The following is a 16,545-nucleotide window of genomic DNA, read 5'->3' as shown; positions in this document are numbered from 1 at the left end:
CGCCGCCGGCCACGGTGCGTCACCGACGGCGGAGCGGCGTCCCGTCAGCGCCGATCACGGCCGCCGGGACGGCAGTTCACGCCGGACCACCGGCGCGACCTCCCCCGCGAACAGCTCCAGCTGCTCGCGCTGGGCCCCCTCGGTGAGCAGGTCCACGCCGACGCCCACCACCTCGTTGCCGAAGGCCTCGTGATAGCGGTGGATCTTCTCGATCACCTGCTCCACGCTGCCGACCAGCAGGGAGCCGCGCTCGACGGCGTCCTCCAGCGAGGTGAACGTCGAGCCGCCCCGCCGCCCCGCAGCCCACTTCGCCATCGCCTCCCAGTACGGACGGAAGCCGGCGAAGGCGTCCTGCGAACGCCGGGCGACGAACAGTCCGCCGAAGCCCGTGCCGACCCGGGCGTCCTCCGGGGCGCGGCCGTAGTGCTCCCAGCGTTCCCGGTAGTGGTCCACCAGCGCCCTGTACTGCTCCATCGGGTGCGAGGTGTTGGCCGAGAACAGGGGATCGCCGTAGCGGGCGGCCAGGTCGGTGGAGAGCGTGCTGGTCGCGCTGCCGTGCCAGACCGGGATCGGCTCCTGGTGCGGCCGCGGCCAGGTGGTGACCGCGTGCAACGGCGGCCGGGTGGTGCCCTCCCAGGTCACCTTCTCCTCCCGCCAGAGCCGGCGCAGCAGACCGTAGTTCTCGGCGAGCGCCTCCCACTGCCGATCCTCCGCCAGGCCGAACTGCTCGAAGAGGCGCGGGTCGTTGCCCTTGCCGATGATCAACTCAAGGCGCCCGCCGGAGATCTGGTCGACGAGGGCGTACTCCTCCGCCGCCCGGACCGGATCCACGACGGACAGCACGGCGACGGTGGTGAACAGCCGGATCACCGAGGTGCGGGCGGCGACGGCGCTCAGCAGCACGGCCGGAGCCGGGGACAGGAACGGCTCGCCGTGCCGCTCCCCCACGCCGTAGCCGTCGAAGCCGAGACGCTCGGCGGTGACGGCCTGCTCGATGATGTTGTGCACCTTCTCGTGCGGAGTGCGCCGCACGCCCGTGACGGGATCGGGCACATTGGACGCGAGGGACGAGACGATGAACCGCACAGCGGTCTCCTTGGGGGCGCTCGGTGGGCGGACGGCCGGCGCGGCGGCCCGGCGGAGCGCCCCGCGATCGGCCGCTCACGCAGGGGCAGCACCGAGAGGTCGGATCGCGTGGGGCCGGTCGGGAGTTCGGGAACCGGCGTTCAGCACGCGGCGCTGCGGGGGCGACAACAGCGCAGGTCGACGGCACGGACGCACATCGCTCCGGCCCCCTCCGCTCGCACGCGCACGATCCACGATCTCCCGCGAGCATAGGCACCGGTCCGCGCTCCGGGCAAGGGCCTTCCCCGGCACCCCGGGTGCGGCTGCCGGCGACCGCGGCCCGTCCCTCGGCCGGCCGGTACCGACCTGGCAGGATGTCCGGCATGAGCTACCTCGCTGCGGATGACCGCTATGCGTCGATGACCTACCGCCGGGCCGGCCGCAGCGGTGTGCTGCTCCCGGCCGTCTCCCTGGGCCTGTGGCACAACTTCGGCGACACCCAACCGCTGGACGTCCAGCGGGCGGTGCTGCGCCGGGCCTTCGACCGGGGCATCACCCACTTCGACCTGGCCAACAACTACGGTCCGCCGTACGGCAGCGCCGAGCGCAACTTCGGCCACCTGTTCGCGCAGGACTTCCGTCCGTACCGGGACGAGCTGTTCATCGCCTCCAAGGCCGGCTACGACATGTGGCCCGGCCCGTACGGCGACGGCGGCAGCCGCAAGTACCTGCTGGCCAGCCTGGACCAGTCGCTCGGCCGGATGGGCCTCGACTACGTGGACGTGTTCTACTCGCACCGCTACGACGCGAACACCCCGCTCGAGGAGACCATGGGCGCGCTGGCCTCCGCCGTCCGGTCCGGGAAGGCGCTGTACGCGGGCATCTCCAACTACCCGGCGGAGCAGCACCGGGAGGCCGTGGCGATCCTGCGCGACCTGGGCACGCCGGTGCTGATGAACCAGTGCTCCTACTCGATCCTCAACCGCTACGTCGAGGACGAGGGCGTGCTGGACGCGGTCGCCGACACCCGCACCAGCCTGATCGCCTTCTCGCCGCTCGCCCAGGGCCTGCTGACGGACCGCTACCTCACCGGCGAGGTGCCGAGCGGATCGCGGATGTCGGTGGGCAAGTTCCTCCGCGAGGAGGCGCTCACCGGAGCGAAGCTCGACCAGCTGCGGGCACTGAACAAGGTGGCCGAGCGGCGCGGGCAGACCCTGGCGCAGCTGGCGCTGAGCTGGGTCCTGCGGGACGAGCGGGTGGTGTCGGTGATCATCGGGGCCAGCAGCGTCCGGCAGCTGGACCAGAACCTCGACGCGCTGGCGGGCGGTCCGCTGACGCAGGAGGAGCTCGCGGAGATCGACGCGCTCAGCCGCTGAGGCGCGCGCCGGGCCGCCGGAGCGCCCCCGGAACGGAACGCGCGGTGCCCCGCCGGTCGATGCGTGACCGGCGGGGCACCGTCCTCGTTGGACCGCGGGTACGGGACCGTCCGTACGCGTCCTTCGAGACCTCGGGAGCCCGTCGTGCGGATGTACCTCCTCCGGACCGTCGCCCGCTTCGCCCGGCAGCTTGCGCTGACCTCGCCGCTGCCGTTCCCCCTCCTTCCGGGTGTCCTACCGGCGTTGGACGCCCAGCGCCGGTAGCACCGTCTCGGCGACCCGGTGGGCCTCCTCCAGCAGCGGATTGCCGGAGAGGATGAAGGTGTCCACCCCGAGCGCCTCGAACTCCTGGAGCCGCTCGACCACCTGGGCCGTCGATCCGACCACGGCGGTACCGGGGCCGGGGCGGAACAGGCTCATTCCGGGCCACATATTGGGGTGGACCTCCAGTTCCCGGGCCCGGGCCGGCACCTTGCCGCCGTGCTGGCGGAACTGCCGCTGCCAGCCGACGCCGTCCTCGCCGCGCGCGCCGCCCAGTTGGCGGGCGTAGGTGGCCTCGCTGGTCACGTCGAGCAGCCGGTCGGCGGCGGCCCAGGCCTCGTCCTCGGTGTCGCGGACGATCAGGTGCAGTCGCAGGCCGATCCGCAGGGTGCGCCCGTGCGCGGCGGCGCGCTCCCGGACCAGGTCGAGCTTCTCCTTGAGCTGGTGCGGCGGTTCGCCCCAGGTGAGGTAGACGTCCACGTGCTCGGCGGCCATCTCGATCCCGGCCGCCGAACTGCCGCCGAACCAGAGCGGGATGCCGCCCGGCTGGACCGGGGTGAGCTCGCGCAGGCTCGCTCCGGCGTTCCGGAGGTCGTAGAACTCCCCCTTGTGGTCGAAGACCTCGCCGGAGGTGAGCCGCTTGACGATCGACCAGTACTCGGCGCTGAGGCGGTAGCGGTCGTCGTGCTCGACGTGCAGGCCGTACTCGCGCAGCTGCTCGGTGGAGCCGTTGACCACGTTGAAGCGCAGCCGGCCGCCGTGCAGGTGGTCGAAGCTGAGCGCCATCTTGGCCAGCAGGGTGGGCGAGATCAGTCCGGGGTGGACGGCGAGCAGCGGCTTGAACGCCGGGGTGGTGGCGGCGGCGAGTGCGTTGCCGAGGTCCCACACGTCGTGCAGGTCGGTCGCCAGCAGCGCGCCGGTGTAACCCAACCGCTCCACACTGCCGGCCAGTTGCTGGAGGTAGCGGAGGTCGGCCGGGCGGCGTCCGGCCGGCTCCCAGGGGTAGTGACCCTCGCGCGGGATGATGTACCAGAGGAATTCGGAGGCCATCGGTCAGACCGCCCCGGTGCCGGCGTCGGCCGTGGCGGCCGTGATGGTGGCGGTGGTGGCGGCGGTCGCGGCCGCAGCCACCGGGGCCTCCAGCGCGGGCAGATGGGCGTCGGCGACGACCACCGGGCGGTCGACGAAGCCGACCCGGTGGAAGATGTCGGCCGCCTCCTGCTGCTCGGCGACGAACCCGGCGGTCGCCGGCTCCAGCCGCCACGGCAGGCCGGCCAGGGCGGTCCGCCAGTCCTGGGCGCTGCCGCCGAGGTCCGCCGCGGCGATCGCGGCCGCCTCCGACAGATTGGCGGCCACCCAGGCGTCCGCGCGCCCCAGGGCGGTGACGATCGCCGCGACCACCTCGGGCCGGTCGACGGCGAAGCCGCGCCGGGTGAAGAACACCGAGCGGTCGGTGATGACGTCACCGGTGCGGACCAGTTCGCGGAACCCGCCGTCGCGCCGGGCGGCCGCGAGTTCGGCGCCCTGGGCGATCCAGCCGATGATCTCGCCCTCGCGCAGCCGCCGCGCCTGGTCCTGCCCCGCCGCCGGGCGGACGGCCGTGACATCGGTGGCGTAGGACAGACCCTCGGCGTGCAGGGCCTTGGCGAGCAGGTGGGTCTGCCAGGAACCGATGCCCAGGACGACGGTGCCGCCCTTCAGGTCCGCGACCGAGTGCACCGGTCCGTCGGCGCTCACCAGCAGCGCGCCGTGGTCGGGCCGGGGCGCCGACACCGCCGCGTAGACCAGGTCGTGCCCGGCCGCCTGGGCGGTCACCGGCGGGGTGGAGCCCGTGCCGCCGAAGTCGATCACGCCCTCCGCCAGCAGCTCGCCGGTGCGGGTCCCGTCGGTGTAGTGGTGGAACGCTCCGGTCTCCCCGAGCGGTGCCAACTCCTCGTCCAGGTAGTCGAGTCGGGAGAGGTAGTACAGGGACGGGTTGCTGGCGTGGACGCCGAGGGTGATGGCCATGGGATCAACTCCTGTGCTGCGGGTGGGGCAAGGGGGGCTTCGGGCGGGGGCGGTTCGGGCGGGGGCGAGCGGGCTTCGGGGGCTTCGGGGGGAGGGGGACGGGCGGTGTCAGTGGACGCCGAGGTCGGCGAGCAGCTGGCGGCGCAGGTCGGTGAAGGCGGGGTCGGCCGGGTCGCGCGGGCGGGCGACGCCCACGCGCTCGTCGCGCACCAGCTTGCCGTCCCGGAGCACGGCGACCCGGTCGGCGAGCCGCACCGCCTCGTCCACGTCATGGGTGACCAGCAGGACGGCCGGCCGGTGGCGGCGGACCAGATCGCCCACGAGGTCCTGCATGCGCAGCCGGGTGAGCGCGTCCAGGGCGGCGAACGGTTCGTCCAGCAGCAGCAGTTGGGGTGCCCGGACCAGGGCCCGGGCGAGTGCGGCGCGCTGCGCCTCGCCGCCGGAGAGGGTGACCGGCCAGGCGTCGGCGTGCCGGTCGAGGCCGACCTCGGCGAGCGCCCTCAGCCCGGTCTCCCGGGTGGCGGCGCCGCGCGGCAGGCCGACGGTGACATTGGCGAGCACCCGCTTCGAGGGGACCAGTCGCGGCTCCTGGAAGACCACCGTCCGCACCGGCGGGACGAGGACCGTTCCGCCGTCGGCCCGGTCCAGCTCGCCGAGGATGCGCAGCAGGGTGGTCTTGCCGGTGCCGCTGGCACCGAGCAGTGCGACGAACTCGCCCCGGGCGATGGAGAGATCGACGCCGTCGAGGACGGCCCGGGTGCCGAACACCCGGCGCAGGCCGCGCAGATGGACGGCCGGGGTGGCCCCGGCTTCGGTCCCGGCTTCGGTCCCGGCTTCGGTCCCGGCTTCGGTCCCGACTTCGGTCCCGGTCTCGGTCTCGGCTTCGTTGAAGGTCGGGGTGGGGGTGGTGGTCATCGGGTGCCTCCCTGGGCGGCCCTGCGCCAGGGCATCAGGACCCGCTCCAGCAGGCGGACGATGCCGTCGGCGGTGAGTCCCAGCACCCCGTAGATCAGGATGCAGACGGCGAGGATGTCGGTGCGGGAGAAGTTCTGCGCCTGGGCCATCAAGTAGCCGATGCCCTCGGTGGAGTTGATCTCCTCGGCGGCGATCAGGGCGATCACGCTGAGCGTCATGGAGAGCCGCAGGCCGGAGAGGAGGGCGGGCAGGGCGCCGGGCAGCACGACGGTGCGCACGATCGCCCAGCGCCCGAGGCCGAAGCTGCGCATGGCCTCGATCAGCTTGGGGTCGGTGTTGCGGACCCCGCCGGAGGTCGACACGTACATGGGGAAGCTGGTGGCGACACCGATCAGCGCGACCTTGGCGGTCTCGGTGATGCCGAACCAGACCATGAACAGCGGGACGAGGGCGAGGAAGGGGACGGTGCGCAGCACCTGGACCGCCGAGTCGAGGAGCTCCTCGCCGAGGCGGAAGAAGCCGGTCACTACGCCCAGCACCAGGCCGGTGCCGGCGCCGATCAGCAGGCCGAGGCCGGCCCGGGTGAGCGAGACGCCGAGGGCGTCGGTGAGTTGGCCGTTGCCCCAGAGTTCGCCGACCGCCTCGGCGACCTGGGCGGGCGAGGCCAGCACGTCCTGGGTGAGCGCGCCGGTGGCGGAGGCGAGGGCCCAGCCGCCGAGGAGGGCCAGCGGGCCGAGGGCGCGCAGGGTCAGCGCGAGCGCGCGGGGGCGGGAGGTCCGGCGGCGGGTGCGCGGTTCGACCAGTCCGGCGGCACGCGCGGCGGCGGTCTCCGGATCGGCGGCTCTGTCGCCCGGCGCCGACGGGCGGGTGGCGGTGGTCACTTGGTGCCACCGCCGAGCGCCCCGAGGTCGACCAGATAGGGCTTGACGTCGACCGGCTGCTTGGTGACCTTCTGCTCCGCGAAGAACGCGGCGACGGTGCCGAACCGGGCGATGTCGGCCTCGCCGATGGCGTCGGCGGCGGCGCCCTGGCGGGTCACCTCGACGGCGACGTCCTTCTCGGCGGCGGTGACGGCGGTCGGCCCGGAGTCGGTGAAGACGTTGAGGTAGGCGGCCGGGTCGGCCTTCTCCTTGAGGCCGTTCTCGCGGAGGTAGGTGTAGAACGCCTTCACCACCTCGGGGTGCTTGTCGGCGAAGCCGTTGCGGACGGCCCAGACGGCGTAGTTGTCGGAGCCGACCTCCTTCCCGTTGACCAGGAAGTGCGCGCCCGAGTTGGCGATCGTCGGGGTGGAGAAGGTGTTCCAGGTGGCCCAGGCGTCCACCTGGCCGGAGTTGAAGACCCCCGCCGTCTGGTCGGCGCGCAGATAGACCCGCTCGACCTTGTCCGCCGGGATGCCGTTCTTCTCCAGCGCCTTCAGCAGCAGGTACTCGCTGGTGCCGCCCTGGCTCACGGCGACCTTGTGGCCGACGAGGTCCTGCACGCTCTTGATCGGCGAACCGTTCTTCACCAGGATGCCTTCGCCGACGCCGTCGGGGGCGGTCTGGGCGAACAGCTTGAAGCCGGGCTTCTGGGCGAGCGCGGCGACGGCGGAGGTGATCGAACCCTGGGCGACGTCGAGCTGGTCGGCGGAGAGGGCCTGGGCGGCGGGGGCGAACGGGCCGGCGCTGCCGGTCCAGGCGACCTTGGCGTGGACGGCCGCGAGGGCGCGGTCGAGCGAGCCGTCCTTCTTCCCCAGGGCGAGGAAGCCGTTGTTCCCGGGGTCGGGCAGCCGGAGCACCGCTTCGGCCTTGTCGCCCTTGCCGCCGCCGGCGGCGGCCGCTCCCCCGTCGGCGGAGGAGCCGCAGGCGGCCAGGAGGGTGGTGGCGAGCAGGGCGGTGGCGGCGAGGACGGGGCGGGAGGGATTCACGGGGTCGGCTCCTGAGATCGGGGGGGTGCGGGCGGAGAGCGGAGGGGGCGGGGCGGTAGCGGCGGAGGAAGAGGCGGGCGACTTGGGGGAAGTGTCGGCCGCTACCCGTCAGTCACCGTGCGTCCGCCCCTCGGCGCGGCGGGCGGCGAGCAGGTCGCGGGCGGCACGGAGCGGCTCCGGGTCGGCCCAGGCCCGGACGTCGACCGGACCGGCCAGGAACCCGTGCCGGTCGAGGAAGCGCTCCTGCTGCTCCAGCAGGGCGAGGCGGTCCTCGGAGAGGTCGAGGTGCAGGGTGCGGTGACCGCCCGCCGCGTACGCCCCGGCGACGCCCTCCTCCCCCGCGCCGGTCTCGGCGCCCAGGATCCGCGCGACCTCCGCCGGCTGCCCGGCGGCCCAGTCGGCGGCCTCCAGCAGCACGGCGAGGAAGCGGGCCACCAGGTCCGGGTGCGTGTCGAGCAGTTCCTGCCGCACGGTGATCGGCCGGGGCGTGCCGTTGTTCACCCGCGCCCGGCGGTCCGGCACGGCGTCCAGGTCGACGGCGACCTCCGCCCCGATCCGTCGGGCCGCCTCCACGGCGAGCGCGCCCTTCGCATAGACCGCGTCCACGACGCCGTCGCGCAGCGCCGTCAGCTCCGCCTCCCACTGGCCTTCGCCCGGCGCGGCCGGCACGTCCACCAGTTCGACGTCCGCCGGCGTGAGACCCGCGAGCGAGAGTGCTCCGTGCAGGCCCGCCAGTGCCATCGCGCGCCAGAAGTCGATGGCGATCCCATGTCGTGGGACGGCGAGCCGCAGCCCGCGCAGCTGTCCGGGCTCGGTGATCCCGCTGCCGGACCGGACCAGGACGACCTGGCGCTCCTCGATCCAGGTGAGCCCGACCAGCCTGGTCCGCTCGCCGCGCGAACGGGCCCAGAGCGCCGGCACGTTGCCGCCCTCGCGGAACAGCCCGGTCAGGGCGTGGGTGTAGTGGTGGTCGGCGGCGACCTCGGGAGGCGCGTCCTGGAGCGAGCGGACGGCGATGCCGTCGGGGGCGAACTCCCGGCCCAGCCAGCCCCGGTCGGCCGCGATGCCGGTCGCGGTGGGCACCGGGCAACGGGTGAACCAGAGGGTGTCGGGCACCCCCGGGGCAACGGCGGTGGTCGGGGCGGGCCCCTCGGCGGAACTGCGGGCGGAACTGGGCACGGTGGCTGGTCCTCTGCGGCGGGGCGGGGTGCGTGCGCGCCCCCGACGGCGGGGCGGGGTGCGCGGTACGGGTCACCAGGCGTGGTGGAAAGGAACGGGGGGCGGGGCGGAGTCCTACGGGGACCGGCGCGGGCCGGGGCGCGTCAGCGACAACAGGCGCGGGAGGAGGGGCACCGGTGGGTCGTCACGGCACTGCTCCTCTCCCGCGGTCCGGGCGCCGTCGGACGGGGCCGTCCGGTGCGCTGCGCCGAGCGTTCCACGGCGGGCGAGCCAGGAGCAAGGGTTTGCCACATCATGGGATTGGTTGTTCATGAACGGCATCCTTTTGCAATGCCGTTGACACATTCCCGCAGCGCACGCTGCCATAGTCTGGGAGCGACTCCGGTGAACGGCCGGAGCCACGGACAGAACGAGAGATGCCATGGCCGAGGCCGTCACCGCCGCTCAGAGCCCGCCGGCCGGCGCCCAGGCCGTTCAGCGGGCCCTCGGACTGCTGCACTGCTTCCACGACAACGGCCCCGACCTGAGCGCCTCGGACCTGGCCCGCCGGATGGGCCTGTCCGTGTCCACCGCACACCGGCTGGCCCGCACCCTGGTCAGCGCCGCCTTCCTGGAACAGGACGAGCACACGGCCCGCTACCGGCTCGGCCCGGCGGTCGCCGAGCTCGGCCAACTCACCTTCCACCAGCGCGGGCTGCACCTGGCCGCGCCCGAGCTCGACCTGCTGTCCCGCCGGACCGGCGCCGCCGCCGATCTCGCGATCCGCAGCGGTCCGCACGCGGTGATCCTGGTCGGCGCCTCCGTCCGGCCGGACACCGGGCTCGGGCTGCGACGTCCGCTCCACTCGACCGCGCTCGGCAAGGTCCTGCTGGCCTGGCCCCGCCCCGGCGACGCGGGCGTCGCCACGCTCGGCCCGCTGGCGCCGTTCACCGACCGGACCATCACCGCGCCGGAGCGCCTCGCGGAGGAGCTGGCGAAGGTCCGGGCGGCCGGCCACGCGCTCAACGACGGCGAGTCGGAGACCGGGGTGCGCACGGTCGCCGTCCCGGTGCTGGACGGCGCCGGACAGGCCAGGTTCGCCCTTGCCGTCCGCTCCACTCCCGTCCACCTCACCGACGAGCGGCTGGAGTGGTTCCTCGACCACGCCCGGGCCTGCGCCGGTGCACTGGCCGTCCTGCTGCTGCCGCCGGACCAGCGGATCTGATACATCGTCAGAACACGGAAGAGGGCCGGGCGTTCGGAGAGAACGCCCGGCCCCCGGCCGATCGGTGACACGACGTGCGGCGGAGCGGGATGCGCTGTGCGTCGGGATGCGCTGTGCGTCGGGATTTGGGGTGCGTGCCTCAGTGCTCAGGCCACCGGCGTGTACTTGTAGCCGACCCGACGGACCGTCACGATGCTGTCGCGGTAGGCCGCTCCGAGCTTGCGGCGCAGCCGGGCCACGTGCACGTCCACCGTGCGGCCGTCGCCGACGTGGCCGTAGCCCCAGACGGCGGAGACCAGGTGGTCGCGGGTGTGCACCCGCTGCGGGTGCTCGGTCAGATGGGCGAGCAGCTCGAACTCCAGGTAGGTCAGGTCGAGCAACTGGCCGTCCACGTAGGCGTTCCGGCGCTCGGTGTCGACCGTGATCCCGCGGCCGACGGGCCGCACCGGACGCGTTCCGGCGGCGGCGCCGACTGCGGCCGCACCGATGCCGCCGATGCCGGGAGCACCGAGGACCGACGCCCCGGCGGCGCCCGGACCGGCCTGCGGGGCCGGGATCGAGGCGGTCGGGAAGCCCTGCCGCCCGACGCCCGGCGCGACGGCGACTCCGCCGCCCTCGGCCGGGACCAGCACCAGGTAGCCGACCATCGACTGCCCCGCCGAGGCGCCGAACTGCGCCCCGTACTGGGCCAGCAGGGCCTGCGGCAGCGAGCCCTGGGGCAGCGCGGCGACCACCGCCGCGCCCTCGGGCAGCGCCGCGAGCAGCGCCTGCGGCGGGAGCGCCGGAACGATCTGCGGCGCGACCGGCGGAACCGGCGAGACGGACGGGACCGCTGCGGCGGCGACCCGCGCGGACCCCGACCCGGCGAAGCCGGACGGGCCGAAGCCGGGCTGCCCGAAACCGGACTGGGCGGGCCCCTGCACGGAGCCCGGCTGGCCGGCGGCGGCCGGCCGCTGCGGTACGGACCCCCCGTGCCGGCGTTCGACGGGGGACGGGACGGAGCGGACCGCGCGCAGGTGCGGGGTCGCGGCGGGGAGAGGGAGAGTGGCCGTGGAGGTGGAAGACATGACGTCGCTCATTTCGCGCGTGACGGACGGGGTGGAGTCGTCTGCGCGTCTACCGGGCGTGCTGCCGTGGACCGACCCGAGGTCAGCGGAGGGAGTGCCGGGACGCGCTGGGCGAGCCCGGACACGTCTGGTCGAACAGGTGTGGCTGGCGGGACGGCCAGAACGGTTCGAGGAGTTTCACTGGTGCTCTCCGCAAAGCGGGCAGGGCCGACGGCGGACCACCGGACTGCTGTCCGGTACTGCCGGGTCGACGATGCGATGGACCGTCAGCGTCCGCCGGGCCCGTCCGGCGACTCCGGAAGGGGCGTACCGGCCGGGAGATCCCCCGGGCGGCGAACGGCGGTGACGGTGAGGTGGCTGGCGACGGTTGGCTGGGTCAGCGACAACAGGCGCTGCAGATCAGCGCGTGGTCGATGTACCGCCGGACGGTCAGCGCCGGGGTGGCCGGCATGGCGAGATCGGCTTGGGCGGACCCGGCCGCAACACATCGCTGCTCGACGTTCATGGTTCGGTCCTCCCCCCTCGGCCTGCCGGTACGTCCCTGTACCGCGCTGCGACACGCGTGCCGGACGCACACCGGGTGCGCGGCACGATCGAGGCATCCCGGCCATGGGCCCGGGCGGCCTTCGTCACCAGAGCCTTCCACGCCGGGCCCGTCAAGGCAACCTGCTCGGCCAGGATCGTCCGGCATGTGAACACCCTGATGAGACGCCACCTGCCGGACCGGGGAGGGGCCGGGACGCACGGGACGGGACGGACGGGACGGGCCGGACGGAGCGGGCCGACCGGGCGGAGCGGGCCGACCGGGCGGACCGGGCGGACCGGGCTCATCGCGCCCCGGTGCCCGCCCCCCGGCGCGCCGCCGCGTGCTCGACCAGGGCCACCAGCAGTTCCTTGCCGTCCTCGCGGCGGCGGGCGTCGCACAGCACCACCGGGATGTCCGGGTCCAGGTCGAGCGCGTCCCTGACCTCCTCCGGCGAGAACAGCTCACTGCCCTCGAAGCAGTTCACGGCGACCAGGAACGGGATCCGCCGCTGCTCGAAGAAGTCCACCGAGGGGAAGCAGTCCGCCAGCCGCCGCGTGTCGGCCAGCACCAGCGCGCCCAGCGCGCCCCGGGCCAGCTCGTCCCAGACGAACCAGAACCGGTCCTGGCCGGGCGTGCCGAACAGGTAGAGCGCGAGCCCGGGCCGCAGGTCGATCCGGCCGAAGTCCATCGCCACCGTGGTGGTGCGCTTGGCCTCGACGCCCGCGGTGTCGTCCACCGGGCGGCCCAGCTCGCTCAGCTCCTCCTCCGTGCGCAGCGGCCGGATCTCGCTGACCGACCCGACCAGGGTGGTCTTGCCCGCGCCGAAGCCGCCGGCGACCAGGATCTTCACCGCGACCGCCGGACCGCCCCGCCAGCGCGGGTCGTTGGCCCGCTCGGCGCCCCCGTCGTACGCGGGGCCCGGGGCGGTGGCGGCGGGGGCGTGGAGGTCAGAGCGCACGGAGTCCATTGATCACGTCTCGCAGCAGGCGCTCGTCCGGCAGCTCGGCGAGCGGAACGGGTCGGGTGACGCTGATCAGCTCGGCGTCGTAGAGATCGCCGAGCAGGACGCGTACGACGCTGACCGGCAGGTCGGTGTAGGAGCCGAGCTCGGCGACCGAGATCGGCTCCCGGCGGCACCAGGCCAGGATGGTCTGGTGCTCGGGGTCCAGCACATGGGCGGGGACGGCCGCGGCGACCGGCGCCGGGTCCTTGGCGACGATCAGCGAGATCAGGTCGAACAGGCCGTCCTCGACCGGTCTGGCCCGGCCCCGGGTCATCGAGTAGAGGCGCACCACCGGGCCGGCCTCGTCGTCGAACCAGCGGTCGTCGACCGGGGTCCGCGCACGGAACAGGTCGAGCCCCGGATCGTCACCGTCCGGACCCCGGTCGTCCGGACCCCGGTCGGCGGCTTCCCCGCCGGTCGCTCCGGCCGCGCCGGAACCACCGGTCGGCTCCGCACCGGAAGCACCGGCCGGCTCCGGGCCGGCTGCCACCGCCCTCGGCTCCTCGTCCGCCATCGGACCGCTCATCTCCCGGGCGGTGCCACGTCGGCGCGCGGTTCGGCGGCGAGGTGCTCGCCGACCCGCTTGACCAGCAGGGCCATCTCGTAGGCGATCTGGCCGATGTCGGCCTCGGCCTCGCTCAGCACCGCCAGGCAGCTGCCGTCGCCGGCCGCGGTGATGAACAGGAAGGCCTCGTCCAGCTCGACCATGGTCTGGCGCACGCCGCCGACCTTGAAGTGCCCGCCCGCGCCCTTGGCCAGGCTGTGGAAGCCGGCCGCCACGGCGGCCAGGTGCTCGGCGTCCTCCCGGGCGAGGTCGCGGGAGGCGCCGGTGGCCAGGCCGTCGCCGGAGAGGATCACCGCGTGGCGCAGGGCGGCCACCCGGCCCACCAGGTCGTCCAGGAGCCAGTTGAGGTCTCCGGACGACTGCGTCGAAGTGGTCATGAATCAGTTCCTTCTGCTGGAGCGGGTCGTGCGGATGGTGCGGGTCGTACTGGTCCTGCCCGGCGTACGTGCGGTGCGGGTCGTGCCGGTCGTGCGGATGGTGCGGTGCCTTCGGGCGGCCCGTCGGACAACGGACCGGCGGGTGCGTCCGGTTCCGCCACGAGGCGCGGGGGCCGGACGAGCCTGGTCGGCGGCGGCACCGGCGCCCGGCGGACCAGCGGCGCCGGTTCGCCCCCGGAGGGGCCGGGCAGCGCCGCCGGGGCGGGTGCCGGGGCCAGCGCGCGGCGCACCGTCGGCACCGGGAAGGGCACCGGCGTCGGGGCGGCCGTCGGCCGGGCGGCAGGGGTGCCCCGGCCCCGGGTGAAGCCGCGCTGGAACGAGGCGAAGGTGGCCCGCGCCTCCTCGGGCGAGCGCTCGCGCGCCGGTTCGGCGCCGCCGCCCGGCGCACCGGAGCCGCCCGGGCCGTCGGCCCGTCCGGCGGCGGCCTCCGCCGCGCGCTCACGCAGCTGCGGGGCGAGGCTCGCCTGCCGCACGCGTCGCGGCAGCCCGCCCGGCGTACCGGTGGTGGCGGTCCGGGGCGTGGCGGTCCGCGGCGTGGCGGCGTCGGCGGTCCCCGGGGCCGACGCTGCGGGCGCCGCTGCGGACGCCGCTGCCGCGACGGGCCGGTCCGCGGCCACGGCCCCGGCCCCGGCCTCCGCCGCGTCGGCGGGCCCGGTCCGGAGCTCGGCCGGGTCCGGCCCGACGGAGTCCGGGTCGTCGGCGCGCCGGTGGCGTCCGGTCCCCGGTCCGGTCGCATCGGCGGCTGCCGCCGCGACCAGTACGGGCCCGCCGCTGCCGCGCGCGCGGCGCGGCAGACCGCCGGGGGTACGGGCCGGTTCGGGTGCCGAGGGGCGCGGCCCACCGGCGATCCGGTGCCGGCCGCCCGCTCCGTTCACACCCTTCGACGCACCGCCCGCGCTGTTCGCACTGTTCGCGCCGTTCGTACCTCGCGAGTCGAGGGAGTCGTGGGTGTCGTCCTCGGCCAGGGCGGGCACGGCGACCAGGTCGCGCTGTCCGCGCCGCCCCACCGCTGCCCGTCGGCCGCCGACCGGTCCGGGTGCGACGCCCGGGCCGGTCCCGTTCCCGTTCCCGTTCCCCGCGCCCGGGCCCGAGGCCGCGGGCGGCTCGGGCAGCCCGTCCGGCGCCTCCGCCAGCAGCTCGCGCGGGATCAGCACCACCGCCGTCGTCCCCCCGTACGGGGAGGGCCGCAGGTGCACCCGGATACCGTGCCGGCGCGCCAGCCGGCTGACCACGAAGAGGCCCAGCCGGTCGGTGTCGGCGAGGTCGAACTCCTGCTCCACCGCGAGGCGTTCGTTGATCCCGGCGAGCAGTTGCTCGCTCAGGCCGAGCCCCCGGTCGTCGATCTCCAGCGCGAAGCCGTGCGCCACCACCTCGCCCTGCACGGTGACCTGGGTGCTGGGCGGGGAGAACACCGCCGCGTTCTCGACCAGTTCGGCGATCAGGTGGGTGACGTCCGCGACCGCGCTGCCGAGCAGGCCGGTGCCGGGGAACGGCCGGACGATCACCCGGGCGTAGTCCTCGACCTCGCCGACCGCCGCGCGGACCACGTCCACCATCCGCACCGGCTTGCGCCAGGCCCGGCCCGGCGAGCCGCCGGCCAGGATGATCAGGCCCTCCGCGTGCCGCCGCATACGGGTGGTGAGGTGGTCGACCTTGAAGAGGTCCTCCAGCTCCGCCGGGTCCTCGGCGCGCCGCTCCATGGTGTCGAGCAGCGTCAGCTGGCGGTGCAGCAGGACCTGGCTGCGGCGGGCCAGGTTGACGAAGACGGCCGAGACGCCGCGCCGCAGTTCGGCCTGCTCGACGGCGGCCTCGACGGCGGCCCGCTGCACGGCGTTGATCGCGCGGCCGACCTGGCCGATCTCGGCCTGGCCGAACTCCAGCTCGGGGGCCTCGGTGGCGACGTCCACCGACTCGCCCTTGCGCAGCCGCAGCATGACCGAGGGCAGCCGGGTGCCGGCCAGTTCGTTGGCCGCGTTGCGCAGGCCGATCAGCTCGCGGACCAGGCCCCGGCCGATCCGGAAGGAGATGAGGACCGAGAGCACCACGGCGACCAGGCCGATCGCACCGGCGATGCCGCCGCGCCAGAGCAGTCCGACCGCGTAGGAGTGGTCGCGGTCGTCGATGGTGCCGCTCAGCCGGGCGTTGATCGCCGCGAGGTCGCCGAGGGCGCGGTCGGCGGTCTCCCGCCAGGCGTCGCCGTTGATCGCCTGCACGACCCGCTCGGGTCCGCCGGCGCCGACGAAGTCCGCCTCGGCGCGGGCGAGCGCGGCCCAGGCCTCGCCGCCGCGCAGGGCGATGTAGTCGGCCTGGTCGACCGGGTCCAGCTCGGCGATGTAGACGGTGAACAGCGCCTGCTGGTTGTGCAGGGCGTCGAGCGCGACCTGGTACTGCTCGGAGGTCGGCCGGCCGGTCCCGGTGCGCAGCCCCTCCATCGCCGCGTCCTCCTGGGCGAGGTACTCCCGGGCGCGCATCAGCTCGATCATGATCGTGCCCTGCCGCGGGAGTTGGCCGCTCTGGCGGGCGACGAACGCGGACCGGAAGCCGAAGGTGGGCTTGATCAGGTCGGTGTACTGGCCGAGGGCGAACTCCCAGTTCAGCGCGGCGCGGCCGATCTGGGCGCGGAGCGGGCTGAGCTGGTCGGCGGCGGCGAGGATCTGCAGGTAGCGGCCGCGCTGGGCCTCGTCGAGCCGGCTGCCCTCGGTGTCCTTCTTCTGCTGCAGGACGGCGAGGTCGTGGTCGGTGGCGGCGCGGGCCTGCTCGAAGGCGTCGCGGGCGGCGCGGGAGGCCGGATCGGCGAGCCTGCGGACGGCGGCCCGGCGCTCGTTCTGCAGGTCGTGCGCGTACAGGTCGACCGGGGTGCCGAACTCCTTGTAGGTCGCGCTGACGTCGAGCCGGCTCCAGACATCGCCGGTGGTGGCGAGCGTCGCGTACGCCCAGAGGGCGGTGAGGGCGACGATGGGCACCAGGAGCAGCGCGATGATCTTCGCGCGGATCGAGCTGCTGCGCAGACGCATGGAGTCCTCGGTCGGGAAGT

General features: G+C 74.6%; 15 protein-coding genes. 2 read left to right on the top strand and 13 right to left on the bottom strand.

The annotated features are described in order from the left end of the window. Positions 1–54: 54 nt before the first annotated feature. Positions 55–1,086 (bottom strand): LLM class flavin-dependent oxidoreductase, encoded by a 1,032-nt coding sequence (locus tag OG715_RS33625; protein WP_266273513.1) that lies wholly within the window; start codon positions 1,084–1,086, stop codon positions 55–57. 362 nt (positions 1,087–1,448) lie between these two features. Between OG715_RS33625 and mgrA the strand changes: the two genes are divergently transcribed. Next, a complete protein-coding gene (gene mgrA, locus OG715_RS33620; RefSeq protein WP_266273514.1) occupies positions 1,449–2,441 on the top strand; it encodes an L-glyceraldehyde 3-phosphate reductase in 993 nt (330 codons plus the stop codon). A gap of 234 nt (positions 2,442–2,675) precedes the next feature. On the opposite strand, the gene OG715_RS33615 is transcribed toward mgrA, so the two are convergent. The 6 genes from OG715_RS33615 to OG715_RS33590 all read right to left on the bottom strand — a co-directional run bounded on the left by OG715_RS33615 (position 2,676) and on the right by OG715_RS33590 (position 8,646). Then, positions 2,676–3,752, bottom strand: coding sequence for an LLM class flavin-dependent oxidoreductase (locus tag OG715_RS33615; protein ID WP_266273515.1), 1,077 nt, complete (start codon positions 3,750–3,752; stop codon positions 2,676–2,678). A 3-nt stretch (positions 3,753–3,755) separates the two neighbouring features. Next, positions 3,756–4,709: an ABC transporter substrate-binding protein gene (locus OG715_RS33610; protein ID WP_266273516.1), complete on the bottom strand. Its 954-nt coding sequence runs from the start codon at positions 4,707–4,709 to the stop codon at positions 3,756–3,758. 108 nt (positions 4,710–4,817) lie between these two features. Then, a complete protein-coding gene (locus OG715_RS33605) occupies positions 4,818–5,624 on the bottom strand; it encodes an ABC transporter ATP-binding protein (RefSeq protein WP_266273517.1) in 807 nt (268 codons plus the stop codon). Then, a complete protein-coding gene (locus OG715_RS33600) occupies positions 5,621–6,427 on the bottom strand; it encodes an ABC transporter permease (RefSeq protein ID WP_266274614.1) in 807 nt (268 codons plus the stop codon). Before OG715_RS33600 ends, OG715_RS33605 begins: the two co-directional genes overlap by 4 nt. 74 nt (positions 6,428–6,501) lie before the next feature. After that, positions 6,502–7,530, bottom strand: a complete 1,029-nt coding sequence (locus tag OG715_RS33595) for an NrtA/SsuA/CpmA family ABC transporter substrate-binding protein (RefSeq protein WP_266273518.1) — start codon at positions 7,528–7,530, stop codon at positions 6,502–6,504. A 108-nt stretch (positions 7,531–7,638) separates the two neighbouring features. Next, positions 7,639–8,646 (bottom strand): ABC transporter substrate-binding protein, encoded by a 1,008-nt coding sequence (locus OG715_RS33590; protein WP_266274615.1) that lies wholly within the window; start codon positions 8,644–8,646, stop codon positions 7,639–7,641. Positions 8,647–9,130: 484 nt separating this feature from the next. On the opposite strand from OG715_RS33590, the gene OG715_RS33585 reads away from it, so the two are divergent. Then, positions 9,131–9,913, top strand: a complete 783-nt coding sequence (locus OG715_RS33585; RefSeq protein ID WP_266273519.1) for an IclR family transcriptional regulator — start codon at positions 9,131–9,133, stop codon at positions 9,911–9,913. A 146-nt stretch (positions 9,914–10,059) separates the two neighbouring features. Here OG715_RS33585 and OG715_RS33580 read toward each other — a convergent pair whose 3' ends face one another. The 6 genes from OG715_RS33580 to OG715_RS33555 all read right to left on the bottom strand — a co-directional run bounded on the left by OG715_RS33580 (position 10,060) and on the right by OG715_RS33555 (position 16,525). Beyond that, on the bottom strand, positions 10,060–10,980 hold the full coding sequence (locus tag OG715_RS33580) for a winged helix-turn-helix domain-containing protein (RefSeq protein ID WP_407661048.1): 921 nt from the start codon (positions 10,978–10,980) through the stop codon (positions 10,060–10,062). 376 nt (positions 10,981–11,356) lie between these two features. Continuing rightward, positions 11,357–11,485, bottom strand: a complete 129-nt coding sequence (locus OG715_RS33575) for a hypothetical protein (RefSeq protein ID WP_266273520.1) — start codon at positions 11,483–11,485, stop codon at positions 11,357–11,359. 322 nt (positions 11,486–11,807) lie between these two features. Beyond that, positions 11,808–12,356 (bottom strand): GTP-binding protein, encoded by a 549-nt coding sequence (locus OG715_RS33570; protein ID WP_266274617.1) that lies wholly within the window; start codon positions 12,354–12,356, stop codon positions 11,808–11,810. A 97-nt stretch (positions 12,357–12,453) separates the two neighbouring features. Further along, positions 12,454–12,783, bottom strand: coding sequence for a DUF742 domain-containing protein (locus OG715_RS33565; RefSeq protein WP_231978716.1), 330 nt, complete (start codon positions 12,781–12,783; stop codon positions 12,454–12,456). Positions 12,784–13,031: 248 nt separating this feature from the next. Beyond that, on the bottom strand, positions 13,032–13,451 hold the full coding sequence (locus tag OG715_RS33560; RefSeq protein WP_030392000.1) for a roadblock/LC7 domain-containing protein: 420 nt from the start codon (positions 13,449–13,451) through the stop codon (positions 13,032–13,034). Then, the gene (locus tag OG715_RS33555; protein ID WP_266273522.1) at positions 13,448–16,525 is read right to left on the bottom strand and encodes a nitrate- and nitrite sensing domain-containing protein; all 3,078 of its coding nucleotides are present in this window, start codon (positions 16,523–16,525) and stop codon (positions 13,448–13,450) included. The genes OG715_RS33560 and OG715_RS33555 overlap by 4 nt, the downstream gene beginning before the upstream one ends. Positions 16,526–16,545 lie beyond the last annotated feature (20 nt).

It is taken from the genome of Kitasatospora purpeofusca (genome assembly GCF_036010405.1).
Lineage (GTDB): Bacteria > Actinomycetota > Actinomycetes > Streptomycetales > Streptomycetaceae > Kitasatospora > Kitasatospora purpeofusca.
This window is presented reverse-complemented; position numbering and strand designations above follow the sequence as displayed.

What these genes read in the sequence shown, in the direction of transcription:
- OG715_RS33555 (WP_266273522.1), bottom strand. Translation starts at nt 16,525, where the DNA reads ATGCGTCTGCGCAGCAGCTCGATCCGCGCGAAGATCATCGCGCTGCTC.
- OG715_RS33560 (WP_030392000.1), bottom strand. Translation starts at nt 13,451, where the DNA reads ATGACCACTTCGACGCAGTCGTCCGGAGACCTCAACTGGCTCCTGGAC.
- OG715_RS33585 (WP_266273519.1), top strand. Translation starts at nt 9,131, where the DNA reads ATGGCCGAGGCCGTCACCGCCGCTCAGAGCCCGCCGGCCGGCGCCCAG.
- mgrA (WP_266273514.1), top strand. Translation starts at nt 1,449, where the DNA reads ATGAGCTACCTCGCTGCGGATGACCGCTATGCGTCGATGACCTACCGC.
- OG715_RS33575 (WP_266273520.1), bottom strand. Translation starts at nt 11,485, where the DNA reads ATGAACGTCGAGCAGCGATGTGTTGCGGCCGGGTCCGCCCAAGCCGAT.
- OG715_RS33615 (WP_266273515.1), bottom strand. Translation starts at nt 3,752, where the DNA reads ATGGCCTCCGAATTCCTCTGGTACATCATCCCGCGCGAGGGTCACTAC.
- OG715_RS33605 (WP_266273517.1), bottom strand. Translation starts at nt 5,624, where the DNA reads ATGACCACCACCCCCACCCCGACCTTCAACGAAGCCGAGACCGAGACC.
- OG715_RS33580 (WP_407661048.1), bottom strand. Translation starts at nt 10,980, where the DNA reads ATGTCTTCCACCTCCACGGCCACTCTCCCTCTCCCCGCCGCGACCCCG.
- OG715_RS33565 (WP_231978716.1), bottom strand. Translation starts at nt 12,783, where the DNA reads ATGACCCGGGGCCGGGCCAGACCGGTCGAGGACGGCCTGTTCGACCTG.
- OG715_RS33610 (WP_266273516.1), bottom strand. Translation starts at nt 4,709, where the DNA reads ATGGCCATCACCCTCGGCGTCCACGCCAGCAACCCGTCCCTGTACTAC.